22 protein-coding genes are annotated in these 25,684 nt (G+C 54.7%); 14 read left to right on the top strand and 8 right to left on the bottom strand.

Annotation, left to right across the window (positions count from 1 at the left end; translation table 11 throughout):
- Window positions 1-52 precede the first annotated feature (52 nt).
- Window positions 53-1,039 (bottom strand): arabinose-5-phosphate isomerase KdsD, encoded by a 987-nt coding sequence (kdsD, locus tag HOY33_RS11705; RefSeq protein ID WP_172290376.1) that lies wholly within the window; start codon window positions 1,037-1,039, stop codon window positions 53-55.
- 33 nt (window positions 1,040-1,072) lie between these two features.
- Window positions 1,073-2,035 carry a calcium/sodium antiporter gene (locus tag HOY33_RS11700; RefSeq protein ID WP_172290375.1) on the bottom strand — a complete coding sequence of 321 codons (963 nt, stop codon included), beginning with the start codon at window positions 2,033-2,035 and terminating at the stop codon, window positions 1,073-1,075.
- A 305-nt stretch (window positions 2,036-2,340) separates the two neighbouring features.
- Here HOY33_RS11700 and mlaF point away from each other — a divergent pair, with 305 nt between their 5' ends.
- The 7 genes from mlaF to murA all read left to right on the top strand — a co-directional run bounded on the left by mlaF (window position 2,341) and on the right by murA (window position 7,172).
- Entirely contained in the window at window positions 2,341-3,156 is an 816-nt protein-coding gene (mlaF, locus tag HOY33_RS11695; RefSeq protein ID WP_172290374.1) for a phospholipid ABC transporter ATP-binding protein MlaF, read from the top strand.
- Between the two features lie 7 nt (window positions 3,157-3,163).
- Entirely contained in the window at window positions 3,164-3,946 is a 783-nt protein-coding gene (gene mlaE, locus HOY33_RS11690; protein ID WP_172290373.1) for a lipid asymmetry maintenance ABC transporter permease subunit MlaE, read from the top strand.
- Window positions 3,947-3,950: 4 nt separating this feature from the next.
- Window positions 3,951-4,517, top strand: coding sequence for an outer membrane lipid asymmetry maintenance protein MlaD (mlaD, locus tag HOY33_RS11685; protein WP_172290372.1), 567 nt, complete (start codon window positions 3,951-3,953; stop codon window positions 4,515-4,517).
- Between the two features lie 12 nt (window positions 4,518-4,529).
- The gene (mlaC, locus tag HOY33_RS11680; RefSeq protein WP_172290371.1) at window positions 4,530-5,159 is read left to right on the top strand and encodes a phospholipid-binding protein MlaC; all 630 of its coding nucleotides are present in this window, start codon (window positions 4,530-4,532) and stop codon (window positions 5,157-5,159) included.
- Between the two features lie 29 nt (window positions 5,160-5,188).
- A complete protein-coding gene (mlaB, locus tag HOY33_RS11675) occupies window positions 5,189-5,482 on the top strand; it encodes a lipid asymmetry maintenance protein MlaB (RefSeq protein WP_172290370.1) in 294 nt (97 codons plus the stop codon).
- 120 nt (window positions 5,483-5,602) lie between these two features.
- Window positions 5,603-5,857 (top strand): BolA family iron metabolism protein IbaG, encoded by a 255-nt coding sequence (gene ibaG / locus HOY33_RS11670; protein WP_172290369.1) that lies wholly within the window; start codon window positions 5,603-5,605, stop codon window positions 5,855-5,857.
- 52 nt (window positions 5,858-5,909) lie between these two features.
- Entirely contained in the window at window positions 5,910-7,172 is a 1,263-nt protein-coding gene (gene murA, locus HOY33_RS11665) for a UDP-N-acetylglucosamine 1-carboxyvinyltransferase (RefSeq protein WP_172290368.1), read from the top strand.
- A 69-nt stretch (window positions 7,173-7,241) separates the two neighbouring features.
- On the opposite strand, the gene degS is transcribed toward murA, so the two are convergent.
- The 3 genes from degS to zapG all read right to left on the bottom strand — a co-directional run bounded on the left by degS (window position 7,242) and on the right by zapG (window position 10,457).
- Entirely contained in the window at window positions 7,242-8,333 is a 1,092-nt protein-coding gene (degS, locus tag HOY33_RS11660) for an outer membrane-stress sensor serine endopeptidase DegS (RefSeq protein WP_172290367.1), read from the bottom strand.
- 136 nt (window positions 8,334-8,469) lie between these two features.
- Window positions 8,470-9,840: a serine endoprotease DegQ gene (gene degQ, locus HOY33_RS11655; RefSeq protein ID WP_172290366.1), complete on the bottom strand. Its 1,371-nt coding sequence runs from the start codon at window positions 9,838-9,840 to the stop codon at window positions 8,470-8,472.
- A gap of 212 nt (window positions 9,841-10,052) precedes the next feature.
- Window positions 10,053-10,457, bottom strand: a complete 405-nt coding sequence (gene zapG, locus HOY33_RS11650) for a Z-ring associated protein ZapG (RefSeq protein WP_172290365.1) — start codon at window positions 10,455-10,457, stop codon at window positions 10,053-10,055.
- Between the two features lie 222 nt (window positions 10,458-10,679).
- On the opposite strand from zapG, the gene zapE reads away from it, so the two are divergent.
- From zapE to sspB, 5 genes are all read left to right on the top strand, one after another.
- Complete coding sequence (gene zapE, locus HOY33_RS11645) at window positions 10,680-11,810, top strand: cell division protein ZapE (RefSeq protein WP_172290364.1); 1,131 nt, start codon at window positions 10,680-10,682, stop codon at window positions 11,808-11,810.
- A 235-nt stretch (window positions 11,811-12,045) separates the two neighbouring features.
- Window positions 12,046-12,474, top strand: a complete 429-nt coding sequence (gene rplM / locus HOY33_RS11640; RefSeq protein WP_121573560.1) for a 50S ribosomal protein L13 — start codon at window positions 12,046-12,048, stop codon at window positions 12,472-12,474.
- A 15-nt stretch (window positions 12,475-12,489) separates the two neighbouring features.
- Window positions 12,490-12,882 (top strand): 30S ribosomal protein S9, encoded by a 393-nt coding sequence (gene rpsI, locus HOY33_RS11635; protein ID WP_172290363.1) that lies wholly within the window; start codon window positions 12,490-12,492, stop codon window positions 12,880-12,882.
- 422 nt (window positions 12,883-13,304) lie between these two features.
- A complete protein-coding gene (sspA, locus tag HOY33_RS11630; RefSeq protein WP_172290362.1) occupies window positions 13,305-13,946 on the top strand; it encodes a stringent starvation protein SspA in 642 nt (213 codons plus the stop codon).
- 5 nt (window positions 13,947-13,951) lie between these two features.
- Complete coding sequence (gene sspB, locus HOY33_RS11625; RefSeq protein WP_172290361.1) at window positions 13,952-14,449, top strand: ClpXP protease specificity-enhancing factor; 498 nt, start codon at window positions 13,952-13,954, stop codon at window positions 14,447-14,449.
- A 189-nt stretch (window positions 14,450-14,638) separates the two neighbouring features.
- On the opposite strand, the gene HOY33_RS11620 is transcribed toward sspB, so the two are convergent.
- From HOY33_RS11620 to gltB, 3 genes are all read right to left on the bottom strand, one after another.
- The gene (locus HOY33_RS11620; RefSeq protein ID WP_172290360.1) at window positions 14,639-15,412 is read right to left on the bottom strand and encodes a (S)-acetoin forming diacetyl reductase; all 774 of its coding nucleotides are present in this window, start codon (window positions 15,410-15,412) and stop codon (window positions 14,639-14,641) included.
- Between the two features lie 156 nt (window positions 15,413-15,568).
- On the bottom strand, window positions 15,569-16,987 hold the full coding sequence (locus tag HOY33_RS11615) for a glutamate synthase small subunit (protein WP_172290359.1): 1,419 nt from the start codon (window positions 16,985-16,987) through the stop codon (window positions 15,569-15,571).
- A gap of 9 nt (window positions 16,988-16,996) precedes the next feature.
- Window positions 16,997-21,457, bottom strand: a complete 4,461-nt coding sequence (gltB, locus tag HOY33_RS11610) for a glutamate synthase large subunit (RefSeq protein WP_172290358.1) — start codon at window positions 21,455-21,457, stop codon at window positions 16,997-16,999.
- Window positions 21,458-22,112: 655 nt separating this feature from the next.
- Between gltB and HOY33_RS11605 the strand changes: the two genes are divergently transcribed.
- Together HOY33_RS11605 and arcB are read left to right on the top strand one after the other, a co-directional pair.
- The gene (locus tag HOY33_RS11605) at window positions 22,113-23,042 is read left to right on the top strand and encodes a TIGR01212 family radical SAM protein (RefSeq protein WP_172290357.1); all 930 of its coding nucleotides are present in this window, start codon (window positions 22,113-22,115) and stop codon (window positions 23,040-23,042) included.
- Between the two features lie 132 nt (window positions 23,043-23,174).
- Window positions 23,175-25,532, top strand: coding sequence for an aerobic respiration two-component sensor histidine kinase ArcB (gene arcB, locus HOY33_RS11600; protein ID WP_172290356.1), 2,358 nt, complete (start codon window positions 23,175-23,177; stop codon window positions 25,530-25,532).
- The last annotated feature ends 152 nt before the right edge of the window (window positions 25,533-25,684 follow it).

Here is a 25,684-nt window from a genome sequence, read left to right as displayed (position 1 = left end):
TACCCTACAGCATTTAGCACCGCGTACGGTATGGTTACACAGAAATGATCGATCACACCACGCCGGCGCGCAGCATATCGTGCATGTGAACGATGCCGAGCAGGCGATCGTTCTCCGCGACCAGTAACGACGTGATATGGCGCGACTGCATCAGATTGAGGGCATCCACCGCCAGCGTTTGCGGCGTGACGCGAATACCGCCGGCGGTCATCACATCAGCAATACGGGCGCTGTTCAAGTCAATCTTCATGTCGAAAATCCGGCGCAGGTCGCCATCGGTGAAGATGCCCAGGATTTTCATATCCGCACCGCAGATTACCGTCATCCCTAAATTTTTGCGCGTAATTTCCAACAGCGCGTCACGCAGGGAGGCGTCATGGGGGACGTGCGGGATCTCATCGCCCGAATGCATGATATCGCTGACGCGCAGCAGAAGTTTACGGCCCAGCGCGCCGCCGGGGTGGGATAAAGCAAAATCTTCCGGGGTAAAACCGCGCGCCTGTAATAATGCGACGGCCAGCGCGTCCCCCATCACCAGCGTGGCGGTGGTGCTGCTGGTCGGCGCCAGTCCGAGCGGGCAGGCTTCCTGCGGAACATGAATGCACAGATGAATATCGGCGGCTTTTCCCATCGTGCTTTCGGGATTGCCGGTCATGCAAATCAGAAACACTTTCAGACGTTTCAGCACCGGGATAAGCGATAGAATTTCATGTGATTCGCCCGAGTTGGAAATGGCGATCACGATATCGTGCGGCGTCACCATGCCCAGATCGCCGTGGCTGGCTTCGCCGGGATGAACAAAGAAGGCGGGCGTGCCGGTACTGGCAAAGGTGGCGGCCATTTTGCAACCGATATGACCGGATTTCCCCATGCCCATCACCACCACTTTCCCCTGGCAGTAGAAGATCTTTTCGCAAGCCCGGGTGAAGTTATCGTCAATATACTGGTCTAGTTGCCCCAGCCCGTCGCGTTCAATACTCAGTACCTGCTTGCCCGCCTGCTGAAAATCAAAACCGGGTTGTAGTTCAAAATGTGACATACCTGGATAATCCTGCTTGTTTTGATGTTCTGGTTAAGAAAACAGCAATACCGAAAGGTAGGCAACGAAAGCACATAACAAAAGTGCGCCGGCGCCTTGTCCGATGCTGCGTTTCCTGCTGAGGCAAAGCGCCGTCAACAGCGCGCTGGCTCCCAGCATGACCCAATAATCGCGCTGGAATGCGAGCGGATTGAGCGCGCCCGGAGAAAGCAGCGCCGGCACGCCCAGCACGATCACGAGATTGAAAATATTCGAACCGATGAGATTGCCCAGCGCAATATCATCTTCTTTTTTCAACGTGCCAACAATCGCGGTCGCCAACTCCGGCAGACTGGTGCCGACCGCCAGCACCGTCAGGCCGATGGTCAGTTCGCTGAGATGAAAATGGCGGGCGATCACGGTGGCGTTGTCGATCACCATGCGGGCGGCCATAGGTAAAATAATCAGGCCGAGGATCAGCCATAAAATGGCCACCGTCTGGTTGCCGTCTTCCTGCGGCAATTCGGCCAACTGTTCCCGGGTCAGGCTATCGACCTCTTCCTGCTGCGCCTGCCGTGCTATTCTAAGTACCAGCAGCATAAGCAGCCCGGCGGCGATCAGCAGTATCACGCCGTCGGCGCGGCTCAGATAACTATCATGCAGTAAAAAGCCGCACAAAACGGTGACCAGCAGCATCGGCGGAAACTCCCGGCGCAATAGCGCCGAATGTACCGTCAATGGGCGAATCAGCGCCGCGCTGCCGAGGATTAACAGAATATTCGCGATATTGGAGCCAAGCACGTTGCCGACCGCCATATCGATCTGATGGTTTAACGCGGCGGTTACCGAGACAATCAATTCAGGCAGGGAGGTGCCGAAACCGACGATGGTCATGCCGATAATCAGCGGCGGTATGCCAAAAGAACGCGCAAGGATCGCGGCGCCATATACCAGGCGATCGGCGCCATAAACCAGTAATACCAGGCCAACAATCAAGAGTGTTGTCGCAAAAAGCATGCGGCGTCCTTTATTAAGGTATAATCACCGGTTCATTTGGGTATATAAACCAGCCGTTCTGGACGAATTTTCGACAAAAAAGCGTTTTTCATCATTAGCGCTAATTCTGACTGTGTGAGGCGAAAAAGTAAAACCTATGGCGTTTTTGTTCCGCTTCTTTGGATAAGAACGTACCGTAATTTTTTGTAAAACTCGGGCTTTGACGAATATCAGCCATTAGGATTGAGTGATGGAGCCGCATTACCGTTATTGGTTGAAAACTGACGATCGTAGATAACACGCTGATCGGTAAGGAATATGAGAGAATGAACCATAAGGATACCAATCTGGTTGAGATCCGCGGGCTGAGTTTCCGACGCGGAGAACGGCAGATTTTTACAGATATCACGCTGAACGTTCCCAAGGGGAAAGTCACCGCGATTATGGGGCCTTCCGGTATTGGTAAAACGACGTTGCTGCGTTTAATCGGCGGGCAGTTGCAGCCAGATAGCGGTGAAATCTGGTTTGACGGCGATAATATTCCGACGCTTTCACGTTCCGCGCTGTATGACGCCCGCAAGAAAATGAGCATGTTGTTCCAGTCCGGCGCGTTATTTACCGACCTGAATGTGTTTGATAATGTCGCCTGGCCGCTGCGTGAACACAGCCGTTTGCCGGAGCCGCTGTTGCGTAGCACGGTGATGATGAAGCTTGAGGCCGTGGGGTTGCGGGGCGCCGCAGAACTCATGCCCGCCGAGCTTTCCGGCGGCATGGCCCGCCGTGCGGCGCTGGCGCGGGCGATTGCGCTTGATCCGCAACTGATTATGTTTGATGAACCCTTCGTCGGGCAGGATCCGATCACCATGGGAACCTTGGTAAAGCTGATTGATGAACTGAATCATGCGTTGGGCGTCACGTGTATTGTCGTTTCCCATGATGTGCCGGAAGTGATGAGCATCGCCGATTATGCGTATATTGTTGCCGACCAGCATGTGGTGGCGGAAGGCACGGCGGCGCAATTGCAAGCCAATGACGACTCCCGCGTGCGTCAGTTTCTGGACGGTATTGCCGATGGGCCGGTCCCTTTCCGTTTCCCGGCGGGTGACTATAAAGCCGCGCTGTTAGGTTCGGCAGGGAGTTAACGAATTCATGTTATTACAGGCGTTGGCGTCGCTGGGACGTCAGGGAATTTCTACCTGCGCTTCCTTTGGGCGCGCCGGACTGATGCTGTTTAATGCGTTAGTGGGTAAACCGGAGTTCAGGAAACAGTGGCCGCTGTTAATCAAACAGCTATACAGCGTCGGGGTTCAGTCGCTGTTAATCATTATGGTGTCCGGCCTGTTTATCGGTATGGTGCTGGGGTTGCAAGGCTATTTGGTGCTGACCACCTATAGCGCCGAAGCCAGTTTGGGCATGATGGTGGCGATTTCGTTGCTGCGTGAGCTTGGCCCGGTGGTCACGGCATTGTTGTTTGCCGGTCGCGCGGGGTCGGCCCTGACGGCGGAGATCGGCCTGATGAAGGCCACCGAACAGCTTTCCAGTATGGAAATGATGGCGGTCGATCCGCTCCGGCGGGTGGTCGCCCCGCGTTTTTGGGCCGGGTTAATCAGTATGCCGCTGCTGGCGATCATTTTTGTCGCCGTCGGCATCTGGGGCGGGGCGCTGGTCGGCGTCGAATGGAAAGGTATAGACAGCGGTTTTTTCTGGTCGGCTATGCAGGGCGCCGTTGAATGGCGGCACGACCTGTTGAACTGCCTGATTAAAAGTATCGTGTTCGCGATTACCGTAACCTGGATTGCACTGTTTAATGGTTATGATGCGATTCCGACCTCCGAAGGGATCAGCCGTGCGACGACGCGTACCGTCGTGCACTCATCATTAGCGGTATTAGGATTGGATTTTGTGCTGACAGCACTGATGTTTGGGAACTGAGTTGATGCAAACCAAGAAAAGTGAAATTTGGGTTGGCGCATTTATGCTGATTGCGCTGTGTGCCATTATCTTTTTGTGCCTGAAAGTCGCCGATATCAAGTCTATCGGAAACCAGCCGACGTATCGTTTGTACGCGACGTTCGACAATATTGGCGGGTTGAAAACCCATTCGCCGCTCAGAATCGGCGGTGTGGTGGTTGGCCGGGTAGCGGACATTTCGCTGGATGAAAAAACCTACCTTCCCCGCGTAGCGCTGGATATTCAACAACGCTACGACCATATTCCGGATACCAGCTCGCTGGCGATCCGCACCTCGGGTCTGCTGGGCGAGCAATATCTGGCATTGAATGTCGGTTTTGAGGATGAAGAGATGGGCACCTCAATACTGAAAGACGGCGGTGTGATTCAGGACACCAAGTCCGCCATGGTGCTGGAAGATCTCATCGGTCAATTCCTATATAAGAGCGGCGGCAATAGCGAGGATAATACCGGCCAGGCCACGTCTGCCCCGGCAACGGATTCGGCCGTCGCGCCTGGACCTCAAGGCCAGCCCGTTACTTCACATCCATAAGAGGATACCTGCATGTTGAAACGTTTACTGATGGTCGCTTTACTGGTGGTCGCACCATTAGCCAGCGCGGCGGATCAAACGAACCCGTACCGTTTGATGAGCGAAGCCGCGCAAAAGACGTTCGATCGTCTGAAAACCGAGCAGCCGCGGATCAGACAAAACCCCGACTATCTGCGTAACGTAGTGCGTGAAGAACTTTTGCCGTATGTACAGGTAAGGTATGCCGGCGCGTTAGTGCTGGGCCGTTATTATAAAGATGCGACCCCCGCCCAACGCGATGCCTATTTCAAGGCGTTTGAAGCCTATCTGGAACAGGCATACGGCCAGGCTTTGGCGTTATATCACGGGCAAACCTATCAGATTGCCCCGGATCAGCCATTAGGCGATGCCAACATTATCGCTATCCGCGTGACGATTATTGATAACGGCGGCCGCCCGCCGGTGCGTCTTGATTTCCAGTGGCGCAAGAACAGTCAGAGCGGCAACTGGCAGGCTTATGACATGATTGCCGAAGGCGTCAGCATGATCACGACCAAGCAAAATGAATGGGCGGCGACATTGCGTCAGAAAGGCGTCGACGGTCTGACCCAGCAGTTAAACGCCGCGGCGAAACAACCGATTACGCTGGATCAGCAAAACTAATCTGGGTAAGAAATATTCTGGGTAGAAAAATGGCTAATGCGCTGAACTGGCAGTCACAGCAATCGACGCTGATTTTATCGGGCGCGCTGGATCGTGAAACGTTGCTGTCGCTCTGGCGGCAACGCGACCTGTTACTGGCGGATAAAACCTCGCTGGATGTCTCCGGGCTGGATCGGGTTGACTCCGCCGGTCTGGCGTTGCTGATTCACTTTTATTACCAGCAGTCCCGGCAAGGCGTCGAACTGAAAATCAACGGGGCGGGCGATCGGTTAAAAACGCTGATAGCCTTGTATAACCTCAACGAAATCATCCCCGTATCTTGAGCGGGATTGTGCGCGTCTGAATTCTCCCCTTTGGCGTTGCACAAGGGGATTTAAGATAGCGGCATATTCATCTAAGATACCATCCTGTTTATCATCTCCCTGACATAGAAATCGAGATCGATGGAAAATAATGAAATTAAAGATGTGCTGATGAATGCATTGGCACTACAGGAAGCCCACGTTTCTGGCGATGGCAGCCATTTTCAGGTCATCGTGGTGGGCGACGTATTTGCCGACATGAGCCGGGTGAAGAAACAGCAAGCTGTTTATGCGCCGCTGGCGGAATACATCGCGGATAACCGTATTCATGCCCTGTCGATCAAGGCCTATACGCCGGAAGAATGGCAGCGCGACCGCAAACTGAATGGCTTTTAAGCCGTAGTTATGCGACGTGATATTGGATTTGAAACATTGAGAAACCGCTACTATGGATAAATTTCGTGTGCAGGGGCCAACCCGGCTCTCTGGTGAAGTCACCATTTCCGGGGCCAAGAATGCTGCTCTGCCTATTCTGTTTGCCGCCTTGCTCGCGGAAGAGCCGGTAGAAATCCAGAATGTGCCCAAGTTGCGTGATATCGACACCACGATGAAGTTACTCGACCAACTGGGCGCCCGCGTTGAGCGTAATGGTTCGGTACACGTTGACGCCAGCGCGGTGAATGTATTCTGTGCGCCTTACGATTTGGTGAAAACCATGCGCGCTTCCATTTGGGCGTTGGGGCCGCTGGTGGCGCGTTTTGGGCAGGGGCAGGTTTCACTGCCGGGCGGTTGCGCCATCGGCGCGCGCCCGGTTGATTTGCATATCAACGGCCTTGAACAACTGGGAGCCAAAATCACGCTGGAAGAGGGCTATGTCAAGGCTTCCGTGGACGGCCGTCTGAAAGGCGCGCATATCGTCATGGACAAGGTCAGCGTGGGCGCCACGGTGACCATCATGAGCGCGGCAACGCTGGCCGAAGGTACGACCATCATCGAAAACGCCGCCCGTGAGCCGGAGATTGTCGATACGGCGAACTTCCTCAATACGCTGGGGGCGAAAATCAGCGGCGCGGGGAGCGATAAAATCACCATTGAAGGCGTCGCGCGTTTGGGCGGCGGCGTATATCGCGTCCTGCCGGATCGTATAGAAACCGGAACGTTCCTGGTGGCCGCCGCGATTTCCGGCGGTAACGTGGTCTGCCGCCACACCCGTCCGGAAACGCTGGATGCCGTGCTGGCGAAACTGCGTGAGGCCGGGGCGGATATTGAAATCGGCGAGGATTGGATCAGCCTGGATATGCATGGTCAGCGCCCGAAAGCGGTGACTATCCGTACCGCGCCGCATCCCGGGTTTCCCACCGATATGCAAGCGCAGTTCAGCCTGCTGAATCTGGTGGCTGAAGGAACAGGCGTGATCACCGAAACGATTTTTGAAAACCGCTTTATGCACGTGCCGGAGCTGATCCGCATGGGGGCTCAGGCGGAAATCGAAAGCAATACGGTCATTTGTCACGGTGTGGAAAAACTGTCCGGCGCGCAGGTGATGGCGACGGATCTGCGCGCATCGGCCAGCCTGGTGCTGGCGGGGTGTATTGCCGAAGGCGTGACGGTGGTTGACCGTATTTATCATATCGATCGCGGCTACGAGCGCATTGAAGATAAATTATGCGCGCTGGGCGCCAATATCGAGCGCGTTAAAGCAGGCGACTAGCCGGCGCGGGCCGGGCGGTGGTCTGACCGCCCGGTCTCCGTTTTACTTTCGGCGCGCGGTTTGGCGATCTCAGTTAACCGGAAACTCCTGAATCGTCATATTCAGCGTTATCGATTTTTTATCGCGTTCGATGGTAATGGGGATTACGGTGCCCGGACGTAACTCCGCGACCTGATCCATGGTTTCAATGACCGAGCGGGTAGGCTTGTTGTTAACGCTCAACAGAATATCATTGACCTGAATACCGGCTTTATCCGCCGGCCCTCCCGGATCGACCGTTTTGACCAGGATCCCGCTTAATCTTCCCTGCTCAATGCCTTTGCTGTCGATGTTTTCCATCTGTATGCCGTTGATTCCGATATAGCCGCGGATTACCCGACCGTCGCGAATAAGCTTGCCCATCACTTTGGTCGCCAGCGCGACAGGGATGGCGAAGCCAATGCCTTCCGGTGTTTCCCCATCGCTGCTTTTATCAAAAGACAGCGTATTGATGCCGACCAGTTCGCCGAGCGTATTAACCAATGCGCCGCCGGAGTTGCCGTGGTTAATCGATGCATCGGTTTGCAGCAGGTTTTGGCGGCCATTCTGACGGTTATCCTCTCCGGCGGCGCTTAGCCCAACGCGCCCGGTTGCGCTGATAATTCCCTGAGTGATGGTTTGCCCCAGATTGTAGGGATTGCCGATGGCCATCACCACATCGCCGATGTGCGCGATGCGGTCCGGATTAATCGGAATGACGGGCAGGGAAACGCCGTCGATTCGCAGGACGGCCAGATCGGTCAAGCTGTCTGAACCAACGACCATCGCTTCATAGAGTCGGCCATCCTGAAGCGCGACCAGTATTTGCTGTGCGTTATTGATGACGTGCTTATTGGTCAGAATATACCCTTTTTCATTCATGATGACGCCAGATCCGAGGGTACGGATATTGAGTTCATTTTGCCGTTCCGGATCGGGAACGCGGTTATATACATTGACCACGGCGGGCGCCGCACGACGAACGCCCTGATAGTAACTCAGCGGCGTATTTTCGGGGGGGCTGTCATTACTCTCATTGTTTTTAAACAACGGCGTATTTGATTGCAGCACGGGCAGAGCGACCAGCAGAATGCCGGCAACGATCACCCCAAGCAGCGCGGAACGGAATAACTTAACAAGCATGAGCGTGTTTTACTGTCGAAAAGGAATATGACAATGAGAATATCATGAGATGATCGGACACCGCAGCGCGCAGTGTCCGATTTTTTACGACGGGCCGTCGCAAGGCGACGTTGAAAAATACGCCGGGCGTCTTGGTTTACCGCAACAGCAGGTAAATGGTTTCGTCGCCGCGTACGATGTTCAGCGCCAGAACGGCAGGCTTGGCCTCCAGAATTTTACGCAACTGGGTGATGTTTTCTACCCGTTCACGATTCACGCCGATAATAATATCGCCTTTCTGCAAGCCCAATTGAGCGGCTGGCGAATCTTTGGCGACGTTATCGATCTGGATGCCTTTGCCGCCGTCTTTCAACTGCCCGTTGGTCAGCGAGGCGCCCTGCAAGGCGGGATACAGCGTTTCGGCGCTGGTGGTGGACGTCGCGCTGTTATCCAGGACGACAGCGACTTCCTGCTGTTTACCTTCACGCAGCAAACCGATTTTCACGGTTGTCCCGGGGGCGGTTGTTCCTATCTTGGCGCGCAGCTCGGCAAAGCTGCTGATCGGTTTTCCGTCCAGCGAGGTGAGGACATCGCCAGCCTTGATGCCGGCTTTTGCCGCCGCGGATTTCGGCAGCACTTCGCTGACGAACGCGCCGCGCTGGGCATCGACCTTGAAGGCTTTCGCCATCTCGGAAGTCATTTCGCTGCCTTTAATGCCCAGGACGCCGCGTTTCACCTCGCCAAACTCAACCAGTTGCTGAGCCAGGTTTTGCGCCATGTTGCTGGGAATGGCGAAGCCGATGCCGATATTTCCGCCTCCGGGCGCCAGAATAGCGGTGTTAATCCCGATCAGCTCGCCGTTAAGGTTGACTAATGCGCCGCCGGAGTTGCCGCGGTTGATTGAGGCATCGGTCTGAATGAAGTTTTCCAACCCTTCCAGATTCAGCCCGCTGCGCCCCAGCGCCGAGATAATGCCGGACGTCGCCGTTTGCCCCAGACCGAAGGGGTTCCCCACCGCAACGGCGAAATCGCCGACGCGCAATCGATCGGAGTCCGCCATTTTGATTTCAACCAGATTTTTGGCATCAACCAGTTGCAGCAAAGCAATATCGCTCTGTTCGTCGCGACCAATCAGTTTGGCTTCATACTCGCGCCCGTCGTTTAACTGTACGCGAATTTTATCCGCATTGTTGATGACGTGATTATTGGTCAGAACATAGCTTTTCGCCGCGTTGATGATGACGCCGGATCCCAACCCTTCAAAGGGGCGGGAGCTTTGTTTATCGGTTGGAAAGTTCGGACCGAAGAAGAATTTAAACTCTTCCGGCACGCGCTGGCGTTGCACCTGGGTGCCCTCGATATGTACGCTGACTACCGCGGGCAGGACTTTTTCCAGCATCGGCGCCAGGCTGGGAAGCTGTTGTTCCTGAACTACTGCGGGCAGCGCAGCGTTCGCCGCCGGGAGCGAGGACAGGGTCAAGCTTATGCTCATGGCCAATGCACTAAATAATAAAGATTTTTTCTTCATTGTTGATTAACTCTCTCACGACCAGCGGATGAATAAAACGATGATATATAAACTTAAACACACGGTGAAGAGTCAGAGTGGTATCAGTGTGTAAAGTTCACTGATGTTTCGTCAGTAGATTGTAACTATAGTCTACGCGACCGGTTTTCATGGGAAGAAAGCAGGTGGAAACGTGAGGCCGGATGAAGCCTCACGCAGTAAGCAAGCCGCGTTTACTTGCGGACCGGGCGTTCTCCGCGCAGCAGGCCCGATGCGCCGTCGGAATAGTCGCGCGGCGGCATATCGACGGGAACCTGATCGTTATCCGATTCAGCTTCCGTTAAGCGATATTTAAACGGGTTGTCCTGACCGGGAATATTCGGCAGCAAACTGTTGGAGCTTTTCGCCATATGCTGGTAAAGCTGACGATAATCGTTCGCCATGTTGTCCAGTAACTCCGCGCTACGGGCAAAATGTCCGACCAGCTCCTGGCGATACTCTTCCAGTTCTGCTTTGCTTTTCTCCAACTCGTGCTGTAATACCTGCTGTTGCCGTAGCTTACGATTGCCAAAACGCATGGCGACAGCACCAATGATAATACCGGCAACCAACCCAATCAGCGCATACTCCCAGGTCATAATGACTCCTATTTTGACTTCGTTGTTCCGTAGGGTTTTTCACTTAATATATAGTCACTATAACCGCTAACCTTGTCTGAGTGGAATCCTGAAACGTGATGACTTAGGGTTATGTTGACGCATATATGGCATCAAGGTAGTTAACTGCTACGATTACGGCTCGAATCGACGGCAACGCACGACAAAACACAACTAACTTTTTTCTCAGGGATTGTGATGATTATGCAGCAGACGACACCATTGGCGCTTTACCAGCAGGCGCTGTCAGCCGGAGAGTACCACGCTGACGAGGTTCAGCATCAGACTGTGGTGCAGTTGGACTCGATCCATCGGGCATTGTGCGAGCGCGCCGCGCATCCCGCAGGCGATGCGTCGGGACGACTGGGCAAATGGCGCTCGTGGCTGGGGTTAAGCGATAAAAGCGCTTCCGTTCCTGTTCAGGGCTTATACATGTGGGGCGGGGTGGGAAGAGGCAAGACCTGGCTGATGGATCTTTTTTTTCAAAGCCTGCCCATTAAGCGCAAACTACGGCTGCACTTTCATCGTTTTATGTTGCGGGTGCATGAAGAGCTAAACCAGCTTCAGGGGCAGGAAAATCCATTGGAAAAGGTCGCCGACGGGTTTAAAGCCGAAACGGATGTGCTGTGTTTCGACGAGTTCTTCGTCTCGGATATTACCGACGCCATGTTGCTGGCTGAGCTGCTGCGCGCGTTGTTTGCCCGCGGCATTACGCTGGTGGCCACGTCTAACATTCCGCCGGACGAGTTATATCGCAACGGGTTGCAGCGCGCCCGTTTTCTGCCGGCGATTGCGCTGATTAAACAACATTGCGACGTGCGCAACGTCGATGCGGGCATTGATTATCGGCTGCGGACGCTGACGCAGGCTCATCTTTACCTAACGCCGCTGGATGCCCGCACAGAAGCGGCGATGCAGCAGATGTTTACCCGCTTGTCAGGGCAGCAATGGGTGACGCCGGGGCCGGTTCTTGAGATAAATCATCACCCTTTGCCTACGCTTGGCGCGAGCGACGGCGTACTTGCCGTCGAATTTTCGACGCTGTGCGCGCAAGCGCGCAGCCAGAATGATTACATCGCCCTGTCCCGCCTTTACCATAGCGTGCTGCTGCACAACGTTACGGTGATGGGCAGCGCGGAAGAGAATACCGCCCGCCGTTTTCTGGCGTTGGTCGATGAGTTTTACGAGCGTCGGATTAAACTGATTATTTCCGCGCAGGTATCGATGTTTGAGATTTATCAGGGCGAGCACCTGAGGTTCGAATACCAGCGTTGTTTATCACGCTTGCAGGAAATGCAGAGCGAGGCGTATCTGAGCCAGCCGCATCTGGCGTAAACCGGCGGTGATTTTTCTTGGTCTGGCCGAGAAAAAAGGTCGATCTTTGACGGCGACTTCTCTATAATCCTGCGACCCCACGTTACAACAAAGTTTTTTTCCCAAAAACTTTAATAGTGCCGGCAATGGCTATTCGAAGGGGTAGGTTTGCTGGACTTGATGGTCGTGTGAGCCTCAACTGTTTTTAAGCGTTGGGTGAACACCTGCGTGTAACTAATTATTGGGTAAGCTTTTAATGAAAACTTTTACAGCTAAACCAGAAACCGTAAAACGCGACTGGTACGTTGTTGACGCGAGCGGTAAGACCCTGGGTCGCCTCGCAACTGAACTGGCTAGTCGTCTGCGCGGCAAGCATAAAGCGGAATACACTCCGCACGTTGATACGGGTGATTACATCATCGTTCTGAACGCAGACAAAGTTGCCGTAACCGGTAACAAGCGTTCTGACAAGATTTATTACCATCACACCGGCCACATCGGTGGTATCAAACAAGCGACCTTTGAAGAGATGATTGCCCGCCGTCCTGAGCGCGTGATTGAAATCGCGGTTAAAGGCATGCTGCCGAAGGGCCCGCTGGGTCGTGCCATGTTCCGTAAGCTGAAAGTTTACGCGGGCACCGAGCACAATCACGCGGCACAGCAACCGCAAGTTCTGGACATTTAATCGGGATTATAGGCAATGGCTGAAAATCAATACTACGGCACTGGTCGCCGCAAAAGCTCCGCCGCTCGCGTGTTCATCAAACCGGGCAGTGGTAATATCGTTATCAACCAGCGTAGTCTGGAACAGTACTTCGGTCGTGAAACTGCCCGTATGGTAGTTCGTCAACCGCTGGAACTGATCGACATGGTTGGCAAGTTTGACCTGTACATTACCGTTAAAGGTGGTGGCATCTCCGGTCAGGCTGGTGCGATCCGTCACGGTATCACCCGTGCGCTGATGGAATATGATGAGTCTCTGCGTGGCGAACTGCGTAAAGCCGGTTTCGTTACCCGTGATGCTCGTCAGGTTGAACGTAAGAAAGTCGGTCTGCGTAAAGCACGCCGTCGTCCTCAGTTCTCCAAGCGTTAATTTCCTGCTGCAATTGCAGCGAAATCAATGCGAAAGACCCGGCGCTTGTCGCCGGGTTTTTTATGGAAGGCGGAATGCCTTCCACCCTACGGGCGTATTGCCCGCCACCCTTTGACTCGTTGCTTTGCGACGTTAAAAAGTTTTCCCGGAAATTTTTCTGTCTGAAAGGCTATTTTTGTCGAAAAAAACCTCTTTTTTTCTGGGCGTTAATGATGAAATTACGCTAGTACCCCCACAGAATGAACAAAATCTGATAAACTATTCGCCGATTTTATGCCTGTTCGCCAGTGAGTGTTTTTTTCTAAAACGACTGATTTTGTCAGGTGGTTTTCCACTCTGAATGACAAAATGCAGATAAGGGTTTGCAGGATAAAAGCAGATCGGTTATTCGCCGTATTTTCTCGATAAACTTGGAGGTTTTCATGGCTGTCGCTGCCAACAAACGTTCGGTAATGACGCTGTTTTCTGGTCCGTCCGACATTTTTAGCCATCAGGTCCGCATTGTACTGGCGGAGAAAGGTGTGAGTGTCGAGATTGAACAGGTGGACATGGATAATCTGCCGCAGGATCTTATTGACCTCAATCCTTATGGTTCGGTTCCGACGCTTGTCGATCGGGAACTGACGCTCTATGAATCACGTATTATCATGGAGTATCTGGATGAACGTTTTCCTCATCCGCCGCTGATGCCGGTATATCCGGTAGCGCGTGGTAACAGCCGTCTGATGATGCACCGTATTGAAAATGACTGGTATTCTCTGCTGAAGAGCATTATGCAGGGCAGTGCGCAGGAAGCGGACGCCGCGCGTAAGCAACTGCGTGAAGAATTGCTGGCGATTGCGCCTGTCTTCAACGAAGCGCCTTACTTCATGAGCGAAGAGTTCAGCCTGGTGGATTGCTATCTGGCTCCCCTGTTATGGCGTTTGCCGCAGTTAGGGATTGAATTAAGCGGTTCCGGGTCGAAGGAATTGAAAGGTTACATGACACGCGTATTCGAGCGTGATGCGTTCCTGGCGTCCCTGACGGAAGCTGAACGTGAAATGCGTTTGCAAACCAGAGGTTAAACAACATGGCGTTGTCTCAACTGTCTCCGCGTCGTCCGTATTTATTACGGGCCTTTTATGACTGGTTACTGGATAATCAGTTGACGCCTCATCTGGTGGTCGACATCACGCTGCCGGGTGTTATGGTGCCGATGGAGTTTGCCCGCGACGGGCAGATTGTGCTGAATATCGCCCCCCGTGCTGTTGGTGGACTTGAGCTAGCTGATGACAGCGTCCGTTTTAACGCCCGTTTCGGCGGCGTACCACGCCAGGTTTATGTACCGATGGCGGCAGTATTAGCTATTTACGCCCGTGAAAACGGCGCCGGCACCATGTTTGAGCCGGAACCCGCGTATGAATCGGCGGGCGAAGTCGATGATTTTCAGGATGAGGACGCCACTGCCAGCACGGTGGTGTCTATCGTCGACAACAATTCCGACGCGACGGATGAAAACGGCAATCCGAACGACGATCCGCCACAGCCTCCCAAAGGGGGAAGACCCTCGTTGCGGGTGGTTAAATAAATCACCACACTCGTCGGAGGGCACAATTTATCGTGCCCTTTTTTACATTTCGAGCCAGCGGCGTTTGGGGTTTTAAATCGGATGTCGTAGAGGTTGGCTGAATCGTTAGCGGTATCTGGCTGATGCTTTTTGTCAGAGAACAACCGGGCTGGTGGCGCCCGGTTGTGGGTAGGGCATGTAGTTAAGCGATTAACTAAATACCATACCGCCGTCGATCAACAAGGACTGTCCGGTCATATAATCGGAATCAGGGCTTGCCAGATAAGCCACGCAGGCGGCAACGTCTTCCGGTTGGGACAGGCGTCCCAGCGTGATGCGTTTTGCAAATTCAGCCGTGCCGTAGCCCGCCGGTTTTCCCGCCGCTTCAGAGATTTTACGATCAATCTCGTCCCACATTGGCGTTTGTACAATCCCCGGACAGAAGCCGTTTACGGTGATGCCCAGCGGCGCCAGATCGCGCGCCGCGGTTTGCGTCAGCCCGCGGACGGCAAATTTGCTGGAGCTGTATACCGCCAGTTCAGGATTGCCGACGTGGCCGGCCTGAGAGCAGGCGTTAATGATTTTGCCGCCGTGGTTAAGAGATTTAAACGCCTTGACGGCAGCCTGGATACCCCAGATAACACCTTTAACATTGATGTTATATACGCGATCGATAATTTCCGGGGTAATGTCTTCAATCTGCGTGGAGGGCGCGATCCCGGCATTGTTAACGATGACGTTGAAGTCGCCGAATTTTTTCTGGGTTTCCGCGACGGAGGCGAAAACCGCGTCCCGATCAGAAACATCAGCCTGAATGGCGATAGCCTGACCGCCGGCCTGCTCAATTTCCTGCGCCACGCTACGGGCGGTGTCTGTGTTGTAGTCTACTACGGCGACGGCAAAGCCGTCTTTTGCCAATCTGAGCGCAATAGCGCGGCCAATCCCCTGACCTGCGCCAGTAACAAGCGCCACTTTAACTGTCATGTTATCTCCTAAAATACAAATTACTATTAATATCAACGTGCAAGCACGTAACTATACTAGACGCTAAGCGGGATTTTTCCAGGCGGGAAGGGGGATATTCGCAGGGATTATCAGGAGATACTGCCTGGACCGAAAGGGCCGGTCCAGGCAAGGGGATTACACTTCCAGGTAGTTCATGATGCCGTCGGCGGCTTTACGCCCTTCGGCAATGGCGGTCACCACCAGATCCGAGCCGCGTACGGCATCGCCGCCGGCAAAAATTTTCGGGTTGCTGGTCTGGAAAGCATTTTCGCTGTTTTCAGGCGCGATGATGCGGCCCTGACTATCCAGTTCAACGCTGTATTCAGCCAGCCAAGCCATCTTGTGCGGACGGAAACCGAAAGCCATGATCACCGCATCCGCTTCCAGCACGTGCTCGGAGCCTTCAACGATTTCAGGACGGCGGCGGCCGTTGGCATCCGGCGCGCCCAACGCGGTGCGCGCCATTCTGACGCCGCACACCTTACCGGCCCCGTTAATCTCAATGCTCAGCGGTTGCAGGTTGAATTTGAATTCGACCCCTTCCTCGCGCGAGTTTTTCACTTCGCGTTTAGATCCGGGCATGTTCTCTTCATCACGGCGATAGGCGCAGGTGACGTGCGCGGCGCCCTGACGAATCGATGTACGCACGCAGTCCATCGCGGTATCGCCGCCACCCAGTACCACAACACGCTTGCCTTGCATGGTGATGTAAGGCTCTTCTTCAGAAGCGTCGAAGCCCATCAGCTGTTTGGTATTGGCGATAAGGAACGGCAGGGCATCGTAGACGCCCGGCGCATCTTCATTTTCCAAACCGCCGCGCATGGACTGATAGGTGCCGACGCCGAGGAACACGGAGTCATATTCATCCAGCAGTTCCTGCATCTGGACGTCTTTACCCACTTCGGTGTTCAGACGGAATTCGATGCCCATGCCGCTGAAGATCTCGCGGCGCTTGACCATCACTTCTTTTTCCAGCTTAAAGGCCGGGATGCCGAAGGTCAGCAAGCCGCCAATTTCAGGATGACGATCAAATACCACCGCCTGGACGCCATTGCGCGCCAGCACGTCAGCGCAGGCCAGACCGGCGGGGCCCGCGCCGATAATGGCCACGCGCTTGCCGGTTGGCTGTACGTTCGACACATCCGGCTTCCAGCCCATCTCGATCGCTTTATCATTGATATAGCGTTCAATGTTGCCGATGGTCACGGCGCCGAATTCGTCATTCAACGTACAGGAACCTTCACACAGACGATCCTGAGGACAAACGCGTCCGCAGACTTCCGGCAGGCTGTTGGTCTGGTGCGATAGCTCGGCCGCTTCGATAATCCGACCTTCATTCGCCAGCTTCAGCCAGTTGGGAATGTAGTTATGAACCGGACATTTCCACTCGCAGTAAGGGTTGCCGCATGACAGGCAGCGATCGGCCTGGGCTTTGGACTGGCTCTCCGAGAACGGTTCGTAAATTTCAACAAATTCAATTTTACGAATTTTCAGCGGTTTTTTTGGCGGATCAACGCGCTGTAGGTCGATAAATTGATAAACATTCTGACTCATGATGACCTCTTACTGCGCCTGAACCCGCAGCTCGGCTGCGGAACGACTACGGTGACCCAACAATGCCTTCACATCACTTGACTTCGGTTTCACCAGAGCAAATTTCGATGCCCAGGCCGGCCAGTTAGCGAGGATCTCTTCCGCGCGCTGTGAACCGGTGTGTTGCGCATGCTCGGTAATCAGGCCGCGCAAATGCTCTTCGTGAATCGCCAACTGTTCTACCTCCAGCACTTCCACCAGTTCAGGGTTAACGCGTTTGCGGAATTCGCCGTCTTCATCCAGAACGTAGGCGAACCCCCCGGTCATGCCCGCGCCAAAGTTGACGCCGGTGCGGCCCAGCACGCAGACGATGCCGCCTGTCATGTATTCGCAGCCGTTATCGCCGATGCCTTCCACCACGGTGATAGCGCCGGAGTTACGCACGGCGAAACGTTCGCCTGCGCGGCCGGCGGCGAACAGCTTGCCGCCGGTAGCGCCGTAGAGGCAGGTGTTGCCGATAATGCTGGCCTCATGGCTGCGGAACGCCGACCCCACCGGAGGTCGCACGGAAATGCTGCCGCCGGCCATACCTTTACCAACGTAATCATTGGCGTCGCCCGTCAATGACAGCTCGACGCCGCCCGCGTTCCAGACCCCAAAGCTCTGACCGGCGGTGCCGGAGAAGTAGGCTTTGATCGGATCGCTCGCCAGACCCTGATCGCCATGTTTGGCGGCGATCGCCCCAGACAGGGTGGCGCCGACCGAACGGTCAGTGTTGCGGATATCAAAGTAGAGCGCTTTGCTCTGTCTGGCGTCCACGTGCGGTTGCGCCTGCGCCAGCAGCTCTTTGTTCAGCAGGCCCTTATCAAACGACGGATTGCTTTCGGTGCAGTACAGCGCCTTGCCCGGATGGGGCTGTGCGGTGTGCAGCAACGGCGACAGATCCAGCTTATTTTGTTTGGCGGTGAAACCGTCCAGTTCGACCAGCAGATCGGTACGACCAATCAAATCCACCAGACGGCTGACGCCCAATTCCGCCATCAGCGTCCGGGTTTCGTGCGCGATGAACTGGAAGTAGTTGGTCACGCGTTCCGGCAGGCCGTGATAGTGGTCGCGGCGCAGTTTTTCGTCCTGGGTGGCGACGCCGGTGGCGCAGTTGTTCAGGTGGCAAATACGCAGGTATTTACAGCCTAACGCCACCATCGGGCCGGTGCCGAAACCGAAGCTTTCCGCTCCCAGAATCGCCGCCTTGATGATATCCAGCCCGGTTTTCAGACCGCCATCCACCTGTAAGCGGATTTTGTGACGCAGGCCGTTGGCGACCAGCGCCTGCTGGGTTTCCACCAGACCCAGTTCCCAGGGGCAGCCCGCATATTTTACCGACGTCAGCGGGCTGGCGCCGGTGCCGCCATCGTAACCGGCGATGGTGATCAGATCGGCATAGGCTTTGGCCACGCCGGTGGCAATGGTGCCGACGCCGGGTTCGGAAACCAGTTTTACCGAGATCATGGCTTTCGGGTTGATCTGTTTCAGATCGAAAATCAGCTGCGCCAAATCCTCAATGGAATAAATATCATGGTGCGGCGGCGGTGAAATCAGCGTCACGCCCGGGACGGAATAACGCAGTCTGGCGATATACGGCGTGACTTTATCGCCGGGCAACTGACCGCCTTCGCCCGGTTTGGCGCCCTGCGCCACTTTAATCTGGATCACGTCGGCGTTGACCAGATAGGCCGGCGTGACGCCAAAGCGACCGGAAGCCACCTGCTTGATACGGGAAACCTTGTTGGTGCCGTAACGCGCCGGGTCCTCACCGCCTTCGCCGGAGTTTGAGTAACCGCCGAGACCGTTCATGGCTTCAGCCAGCGACTCATGGGCTTCCGGGCTGAGCGCGCCAATCGACATCGCCGCGGTATCAAAGCGCTTGAACATTTCTGTCGCCGGCTCGACCTCGTCGAGGGAAATGGCCGCGCCTTCCTGCGGTTTCAGCGCCAGCAGATCGCGCAGCGTGGCGGCCGGACGATCGTTCACCAGTTTGGCGTATTGTTCGTAATCGCTGTATTCGCCGCTTTTAACCGCGGTTTGCAGCGTAGTGACCACATCCGGGTTGTAGGCATGGTATTCGCCGCCGTGCACGAATTTCAGCAGCCCGCCCTGTTCCAGCGTTTTGCGTTTCAGCCAGGCGCGTTTGGAAAGATTGAGCAAATCCTGCTCGAAATCGCTGAAGTTGGCTCCGCCGATACGGCTGACGACGCCCTGGAAGCACTGATCGGCAACGTCGTTATGCAAGCCTACGGCTTCAAATAGCTTGGAGCAGCGGTAAGAGGCGACCGTTGAAATGCCCATTTTGGACATGATCTTGTACAGCCCTTTGTTGATGCCGTTACGGTAGTTCAGCATCACTGCGCGGTAGGGTTTTTCAATGGTGTGGTTATCCACCAGCCGCGCCAGCGTTTCATAGGCCAGATAGGGATAGATGGCGGTGGCGCCAAAGCCTAACAATACGGCAAAGTGGTGCGGATCGCGCGCGCTGGCCGTTTCAACAATGATGTTGGCGTCGCAGCGCAGGCTTTTCTCTACCAGACGACGCTGAATCGCGCCCACGGCCATTGGCGCGGGAACCGGCAGACGTTTCGCCGAGATCGCCCGGTCGGACAGCACCAGCAGAACGGCGCCGTCGCGCACTTTGTGTTCGGCGGCGTCGCACAGTTTCTCAATGGTCTGTTGCAGCGTTTGCTGTTCCGGTTCGAACGTCAGATCCAGAGTATCCGCGCGGTAGTGTTGCTGATCCTGGGAGAGCAACTGTTTGAAATCGGAGTAAAGCAGGATCGGGGATTTAAAGCTCAGGCGGTGGGCCTGACCTTCCGCTTCACAGAAGACGTTCATTTCGCGGCCGATACAGGTCGCCAGGGACATGACGTGCGCTTCACGCAGCGGATCGATCGGCGGGTTGGTCACCTGGGCAAACTGCTGACGGAAGTAGTCATAAATAATGCGCGGGCGGCTGGACAGCACGGCGAATGGCGTATCGTCCCCCATCGAGCCGGTGGCTTCCTGACCGTTCTCGCCCAGCACGCGGATAATCTGATCCAGCTCTTCGCTGCTGTAGCCAAACTGCTTCTGATAGGTTTCCAGCAGGGCGTCGTCAAATTCGCGGCTACCCACCTGATCTTCCGGCAATTCTTCAAACGGCACCAGACGCTGGACGTTTTTCTCCATCCATTCTTTATAGGGGTGACGGCTTTTCAGATCGTCATCGGTTTCGGCGGAGTGCAGAATACGCCCGCTGCGGGTGTCGATAACCATCAGTTCGCCCGGCCCGACGCGGCCTTTCTCCACCACTTCATCCGGCTGATAATCCCAGATCCCCACTTCGGAGGCGCAGGTAATCAGTTTGTCTTTGGTGATGACGTAGCGCGCCGGACGCAGACCGTTACGGTCGAGGTTACAGGCGGCGTAGCGTCCGTCGGACATCACGATGCCGGCTGGGCCGTCCCACGGCTCCATGTGCATGGAGTTAAAGTCGAAGAAGGCGCGCAGCTCCGGGTCCATATCCGGGTTGTTTTGCCAGGCAGGCGGCACCAACAGACGCATAGCGCGGATGATGTCCATCCCGCCGCTGAGGAACAGCTCCAGCATATTATCCAGCGAACTGGAGTCGGAACCGGTTTCGTTGACGAACGGCGCGGCATCCTGCAAGTCAGGGATCAGCGGGGTTTTGAATTTATAAGCACGGGCGCGCGCCCATTGGCGGTTACCGGCAATGGTATTGATCTCGCCGTTGTGCGCCAGATAGCGGAACGGCTGCGCCAGCGGCCAGCGCGGTACGGTGTTGGTCGAGAAACGCTGGTGGAACAGGCAGATTGCCGATTCCAGGCGCAGATCGGCCAGATCGAGATAGAAGCGCGGCAGATCCGCAGGCATACACAGGCCTTTATAGATCGTCACCAGATTGGAAAAACTGCAAACGTAGAATTCTTTATCTTCAATCCGTTTTTCAATGCGGCGGCGCGCCATAAACAACCGACGCTCCATATCGCTTTGTAGCCAGCCGGCCGGGGCATTGACGAAGATTTGCTCAATGCGCGGCAGAGACGACAGGGCGATTTCACCCAGCACGTCCGGATTGGTCGGCACTTCACGCCAGCCGAGCACGGAAAGCGTTTCGTTTTGCAGTTCTTCTTCTACAATCCGGCGCGTGGCGCGGGCCAGCTCTTCATCCTGATTGAGAAACATCATGCCGACGGAGTAATTTTTGGCTAACCGCCAGCCGCGCTCTTCCGCAACCAGACGGAAGAAACGATCGGGTTTTTGAAGTAATAGGCCACAGCCGTCGCCGGTCTTGCCGTCAGCAAGGATCGCGCCACGGTGTTGCATACGGGCAAGTGCGTGAATCGCAGTACGCACTACCTTGTGGCTCGGTTCACCTTCTATATGGGCGATTAATCCAAAACCACAGTTGTCTCTCTCTTGGGATGCATCGTACAACATAATAGTGAACCTCCCCGGGCTCTGTGTGACTCTCACAACCTACTGCGAGAAAGCACCTTGGCGTCGAGCGGCTATAAGCCTGCCGCTCTCTTCTTCGGCCTCTCGTGACGGTCTCACAAGTGGTAAATGACTTGTTTTTAGAGGGAGTCTTCATTTACTGCATAAATATGACAAGTCGCGGACTTATCAGGAAAGCTTCCAGCGGATTCCCAAATTAGCGAGAAAGCCTGTTCAGGTCAAATACCTGTGCAAAATGTGCCGATAAGGGATAATTTTTAGTTATACCTATGAAAGTTAATGTTTTTTTTAGCTAAAGTATGCTGATTAAGGACTATTGGATTTGATCGAACTGTGAGCTGTATCACTATGCTCATATCACAATATCTCCCCTACATGCTGCAATTTTTCTGATTTTCGGAATCTTGTACTGCTTTGGCTCGGTTTTTTGATTTATGCCACTGTTTTTCATTTTCTCGTCATCTTTTAATGAAGTCGCGTGGGCGGATAAGAAAAATTAATCAGCGTCAATGTGAGTTTATTTGCACTAAAAGCGAATAATAATTCACTTTGACTGAAGTGGGGGGATTGATCGATGTCATCGCGACGGAGGGGCCGACAGAGTAGGCTTCTGTTCCTCAAGAGGGCTAATCAGAATATGCAATTACAAAAATTAATCAATATGTTTGGCGGAAATCTTCAACGCCGCTACGGAGAAAAGGTACACAAGCTCGCGCTGCATGGCGGTTTTAGCTGCCCCAACCGGGACGGAACGCTGGGGCGGGGAGGTTGTACGTTCTGTAATGTCGCTTCGTTTGCCGATGAGCAGATGCAGCAGCGCAGCATTGCCCGGCAACTGGCCGCGCAGTCCGGAAAGATAAACCGCGCAAACCGTTATCTGGCTTATTTTCAGGCCTATACCAGTACCTATGCCGAGGTTAAGGTGTTGGAAAATATGTATCAGGCGGCGCTGGCTCAGGCGGATATGGTCGGGCTGTGCGTCGGCACCCGGCCGGATTGCGTACCGGACGCGGTTTTGGATCTGCTCGCGGGTTATCGCGAGCAGGGCTATGAAATCTGGCTGGAGTTGGGTCTGCAAAGCGCCTGCGATAAAACGTTGCGCCGAATTAACCGCGGCCATGATTTCGCCTGCTACCAACAGACGGTCCGGCGCGCCCGCGAGCGTGGTCTGAAGGTGTGTTGTCACCTTATCGTCGGTCTGCCGGGCGAAGATGCTCCGCGTTGTTTATCCACGCTCGATCGGGTGGTCGAAACCGGCGTGGAAGGCATCAAGCTTCATCCGTTGCACATCGTGGAAGGCAGCATTATGGCGAAAGCCTGGCGCGTCGGCAGACTATCCGAGCTGGCGCTGGATGAGTATGTGTCAACCGCCGGTGAGATGATCCGCCATACGCCCCCGGAGATTATCTACCACCGCATTTCCGCCAGCGCCCGTCGCCCGACATTGCTGGCCCCGCTATGGTGTGAGAATCGCTGGACCGGCATGGTAGAGTTGGGGCGTTATCTACAGCTTCACGGCGTGCAGGGATCGGCATTGGGCACGCCTTATCAGTACAGCGCGCTGTAGTCGGCTGATATTTTTAGCAAAATGCGCGTGTTGTGCAACGCCGGCAGGTTATGTCGTGAATCTCCTGCGCCGTCACCACACTTATTGTTGTTTTACGATATGATTCGGTGGTTCGTAACCAAGGAAACCGCTATGAAGCAAATCCGCCTGTTGGCTCAGTACTATGTTGATTTGATGGTAAAACTGGGGCTTGTCCGTTTTTCACTGCTGCTGGCTTCGGTACTGGTACTGCTGGCGATGGTGGTGCAGATGGCCGTCACCCTGCTGCTCAGCGGAGAAGTGGAAAATATTGATGTGGTTCGTTCGGTCTTTTTCGGGCTGCTGATTACCCCGTGGGCGGTTTATTTTCTTTCCGTCGTCGTCGAGCAACTCGAAGAATCACGCCAGCGGCTGTCGAAGCTGGTCGCCAAACTGGAGGAGATGCGTCACCGGGATCTGGAATTGAATGAACAGCTTCAGGAAAATATCGCCCAGCTTAATCAGGAAATCGCCGACCGTATCAAATCAGAAGAAGCGCGTCTGCGGGTGGTGAGCAAGCTGAAAGAAGAGATGGCGCGCCGTGAGCAGGCGCAGGTCGAGCTGGAGCAACAGTCCGCGTTGCTGCGCTCTTTCCTCGATGCGTCGCCCGATCTGGTTTATTACCGCAATGAAGAAAAAGAGTTTTCTGGCTGCAACCGCGCGATGGAACTGCTGGTCGGCAAAAGCCAGAAGCAGCTTGTCGGCCTGACGCCGCAGGATGTTTATCCGCCGGACATCGCCGAGAAAGTGATGGAAACGGACGAGAAAGTGTTCCGTCATAACGTGTCGCTGACGTATGAGCAGTGGCTGGTGTATCCCGACGGCCGCAAAGCCTGTTTTGAACTACGCAAGGTGCCGTTTTACGATCGAATGGGCAAACGACACGGGCTGATGGGATTTGGACGCGATATAACGGAGCGTAAGCGTTACCAGGACGCGTTAGAGAACGCCAGCAGGGAGAAGACCACTTTCATCTCAACGATCAGCCACGAGCTTCGTACGCCGCTTAATGGCATTGTCGGGCTAAGCCGCATTTTGCTGGATACCCAGCTCGATGCGGAACAGCAAAAGTATTTGAAAACGATTCATGTCAGTGCGATCACATTGGGCAATATTTTCAACGACGTGATTGAAATGGACAAACAGGAACGCCGCAAAGTGCAACTGGATAACCAGCCGATAGATTTCACCGGATTTCTGGCCGATCTGGAAAATTTAGGCGGGTTGTTGGCTCAGCCCAAAGGGCTGAAGTTGATTATGGAACTGCATCAGCCTCTGCCGCAGAAAATTATTACCGATGGCACACGTCTGCGGCAGATCCTGTGGAACCTGCTCAGCAATGCGGTGAAATTCACCCCGCAGGGAAAAATCGTGGTGCGGGTATGGCATGAGCGGGGCGATTGTCTGCGTATTGAGGTCGAGGACTCCGGCATGGGGATCCCGGCGGATGAGCTGGAAAAAATCTTTGCCATGTATTATCAGGTGAAGGATCAGCATGGCGGCAAGCCGGCGACAGGAACGGGCATCGGCCTGTCGGTTTCAAAACGTCTGGCGCAAAACATGGGGGGCGACATCCACGTTGCCAGTATTCAGGGTAAAGGTTCCTGCTTCACGCTGACGGTCATCGCGCCACGGGTGGAAGAGGTCGTCAGCAGCCAGGATGCGGACGATGAGATGCCGCTGCCGGCGCTGCATGTGCTGCTGGTGGAGGATATCGAACTGAATGTGGTGGTGGCGCGTTCCGTGCTGGAAAAACTGGGCAGCAGCGTGGAAGTGGCGATGACCGGGCAAGAAGCGCTGGATATGTTCGATCCCGATGAGTTTGATCTGGCGTTGCTGGACATCCAACTGCCGGATATGACCGGACTGGATGTGGCTCGTCATATCCGTGAGCGCTATGCCGACCGGAGCCTGCCGCCGCTGGTGGCGTTAACGGCCAATGTACTAAAAGATAAAAAAGAGTATCTGGACGCCGGTATGGATGACGTGCTCAGTAAACCGCTGTCGGTGCCGGCGCTGACGGCGGTTATCAAACAATATTGGGATCATCAAATCGTCCGTGCTGACGATCCCGTTACCGAAAAAGGTGATGAAATGGCTAACGAGGAACTGCTGGATATTGCGATGCTGGAACAATACCTGGATCTGGTCGGACCCAAATTGATTCACCAAAGCCTGGATATGTTCGAACAAATGATGCCGGGCTATCTGGCGATCCTCGATTCCAATATGACCGCGCGCGATCAGAAAGGCATTACCGAAGAGGGACACAAGATCAAAGGCGCGGCGGGATCGGTCGGGCTTCGTCATCTGCAACAGGTCGCCCAACAGATACAGACGCCGACGTTGCCGGCCTGGTGGGATAACGTACAGGAATGGATCGAAGAGCTTAAGCATGACTGGCGTCATGATGTGCAGGTTCTGCGGGACTGGGTGGCGGAAGCCGAAAAAATTTCCAAAAGAGATTTGTAACGCCGCTTGCGGCGGCCCGTAGGGCGAGCGACAGGGATGTTGCGAGTAAAAAAATGACCCCGACCGAAGCCGGGGTGCGCGAATTATGCGCCAACACCAGGGAAAACGGGCACCTGCATATTTTTAGATATCAGGAGTCGTGAGCTCGCAAG

This window comes from Brenneria sp. hezel4-2-4 (genome assembly GCF_013155275.1).
GTDB lineage: Bacteria > Pseudomonadota > Gammaproteobacteria > Enterobacterales > Enterobacteriaceae > Brenneria.
Note: the sequence above shows the minus strand (reverse complement) of the source record. Positions and strands in the feature narration are given on the sequence as shown.

Bases quoted from the DNA above. Each gene is read 5' to 3' on its own strand.
- degQ (WP_172290366.1), bottom strand. From the start codon at position 9,840: ATGAAGAAAAAATCTTTATTATTTAGTGCATTGGCCATGAGCATAAGC.
- mlaC (WP_172290371.1), top strand. From the start codon at position 4,530: ATGTTGAAACGTTTACTGATGGTCGCTTTACTGGTGGTCGCACCATTA.
- mlaB (WP_172290370.1), top strand. From the start codon at position 5,189: ATGGCTAATGCGCTGAACTGGCAGTCACAGCAATCGACGCTGATTTTA.
- degS (WP_172290367.1), bottom strand. From the start codon at position 8,333: ATGCTTGTTAAGTTATTCCGTTCCGCGCTGCTTGGGGTGATCGTTGCC.
- HOY33_RS11615 (WP_172290359.1), bottom strand. From the start codon at position 16,987: ATGAGTCAGAATGTTTATCAATTTATCGACCTACAGCGCGTTGATCCG.
- mlaD (WP_172290372.1), top strand. From the start codon at position 3,951: ATGCAAACCAAGAAAAGTGAAATTTGGGTTGGCGCATTTATGCTGATT.
- rpsI (WP_172290363.1), top strand. From the start codon at position 12,490: ATGGCTGAAAATCAATACTACGGCACTGGTCGCCGCAAAAGCTCCGCC.
- sspA (WP_172290362.1), top strand. From the start codon at position 13,305: ATGGCTGTCGCTGCCAACAAACGTTCGGTAATGACGCTGTTTTCTGGT.
- HOY33_RS11605 (WP_172290357.1), top strand. From the start codon at position 22,113: ATGCAATTACAAAAATTAATCAATATGTTTGGCGGAAATCTTCAACGC.
- rplM (WP_121573560.1), top strand. From the start codon at position 12,046: ATGAAAACTTTTACAGCTAAACCAGAAACCGTAAAACGCGACTGGTAC.
- HOY33_RS11620 (WP_172290360.1), bottom strand. From the start codon at position 15,412: ATGACAGTTAAAGTGGCGCTTGTTACTGGCGCAGGTCAGGGGATTGGC.
- zapG (WP_172290365.1), bottom strand. From the start codon at position 10,457: ATGACCTGGGAGTATGCGCTGATTGGGTTGGTTGCCGGTATTATCATT.
- gltB (WP_172290358.1), bottom strand. From the start codon at position 21,457: ATGTTGTACGATGCATCCCAAGAGAGAGACAACTGTGGTTTTGGATTA.
- ibaG (WP_172290369.1), top strand. From the start codon at position 5,603: ATGGAAAATAATGAAATTAAAGATGTGCTGATGAATGCATTGGCACTA.
- mlaE (WP_172290373.1), top strand. From the start codon at position 3,164: ATGTTATTACAGGCGTTGGCGTCGCTGGGACGTCAGGGAATTTCTACC.
- murA (WP_172290368.1), top strand. From the start codon at position 5,910: ATGGATAAATTTCGTGTGCAGGGGCCAACCCGGCTCTCTGGTGAAGTC.
- zapE (WP_172290364.1), top strand. From the start codon at position 10,680: ATGCAGCAGACGACACCATTGGCGCTTTACCAGCAGGCGCTGTCAGCC.
- kdsD (WP_172290376.1), bottom strand. From the start codon at position 1,039: ATGTCACATTTTGAACTACAACCCGGTTTTGATTTTCAGCAGGCGGGC.
- mlaF (WP_172290374.1), top strand. From the start codon at position 2,341: ATGAACCATAAGGATACCAATCTGGTTGAGATCCGCGGGCTGAGTTTC.
- sspB (WP_172290361.1), top strand. From the start codon at position 13,952: ATGGCGTTGTCTCAACTGTCTCCGCGTCGTCCGTATTTATTACGGGCC.
- HOY33_RS11700 (WP_172290375.1), bottom strand. From the start codon at position 2,035: ATGCTTTTTGCGACAACACTCTTGATTGTTGGCCTGGTATTACTGGTT.
- arcB (WP_172290356.1), top strand. From the start codon at position 23,175: ATGAAGCAAATCCGCCTGTTGGCTCAGTACTATGTTGATTTGATGGTA.